Source organism: Micromonospora sp. M51 (assembly GCF_018070305.1).
Taxonomy (GTDB): domain Bacteria; phylum Actinomycetota; class Actinomycetes; order Mycobacteriales; family Micromonosporaceae; genus Micromonospora; species Micromonospora parva.
The window spans coordinates 1-1479 of the sequence record NZ_JAGPXZ010001086.1 but is presented as its reverse complement, the minus strand read 5'-3'; the positions used below and the strand labels follow the sequence as shown (position 1 = coordinate 1479).

The window sequence follows — 1479 nt, the reverse complement described above, 5'->3', positions numbered from 1 at the left end:
CACACCGCACCGCGACCGCGTTCAAGGTGTCACACGCCCGGCCGTGGTAGCCGTGGCCCATCCGCGAACGCAACGCCACCAGCAGGTGCTCGTGGGCGGCGATCACATCGCCACGGGCCAACGCGACCATCCCGAGCAGCATGTCCACCGAACGCCGGCCGCGCTCCACGGGGCGGGCCGCCTCCACCGGACGCACCGCGCCCAACAGCTCCGCCGCCTCCTCCAGGGCACCCCGCCGCCAGAGCAGCTCAGCCAGGCTGAACACCGCGAACAGCGCCTCGCCGACCACGTCCTGCCCGTGCGCCCAGTCGATGACCTCCCGGCACACCCGCTCGGCCTCGACGAACTGCCCCATGTCCACCAGCGGCGCGGCCCGGCCGGCGAGCACCCGGGCCAGCAGACCGGCGTCACCGGCCTGCCGGGCCGCCGCCTCCGCCCGCTGGGAGTAGCGCAGCTCCTCGGCGAACTCGCCATCGGCGCTCGCGTGCAACGAGTGCATGTGGTACGCCGCCGCCAGCTCCGCCTCCGGGATCCGCTCTCCCGTCTCCGCGATCCGCCCGTACAGCCGGAACAGCCACAGCCGCCCCTCCCGGGCCAGGCCCCGCTCCAGCCACCACTGGTCCAGCCCGCCCGCCAGACCGAGACCGGCGCGGGCGCTGCCGCCGGTGGCGCACCAGCGCAGCGCGGCGCGCAGCTCCCCCGCCAGCGGGTCGAGGGAATACAACGACAGCGTCACCGGCCGGCCGTCCTGACCCAGGTGGGCCCGGTCCAACGCGTGGGCCGACCAGGCCACGTGCCGGTCCCGAGCGGCCTGTTCCTCACCCGCCTCGGCCAGCCGCCGCGCCGCGTACGCCCGGATGGGGTCGAGCATCCGGTAGGTGCTGCCGGCGGCCCTCGGCTCGGCCAACACCATCGACTTGTCGCCAGCACCCGCACCCCGCTCCCGCCGGACAGCAACCGCGCGATCACCTCCGCGCAGGCGGCCGGTTGGGTGTCGCAGGTGTCCAGTACGACAAGCATCCGGCGGTTGGCCGCGTACTCGACGAGGGTGTCCAGCATCGGCCGGCCGGGCTCGGGTCGCAGGCCGAGCACGGCGGCGATGGCGAACGCCACCAGCCCCGGGTCGGTCACCGAGGCGATGTCGACGAACCAGACCCCGTCCGGGTACGCCTCGACGACTCCGCTGGCCAACTCCACAGCGAGCCGGGTCTTGCCCGCGCCACCCGCGCCCAGCACGGTGACCAGGCGGTGCTGCCGCACCAGCAGGCCCAGCTCGATGCGTTCGGCCTGCCGACCGACGAACGACGTCACCTGGGTGGGCAGGTTGTGCGCCACCGCGTCGGCGGTGCGGGGCCGGGGGAACTGCCGCTCCAGGCCCGGGGCTACCAGTTGGAACAGTCGTTCCCGGTCGTCGAAGCCGCGTAGCCGGTGCAGACCGAGGTCGAGCAGTGTCGCACCCGGCGGCATCGGTGCGGCCCG

Annotated in this window: 1 pseudogene; it reads right to left on the bottom strand. The window is 74.5% G+C overall.

What is annotated here, in order from left to right:
- Positions 1–1479 (bottom strand): annotated as a pseudogene (locus KBX53_RS32680) (hypothetical protein); the annotation flags it as partial.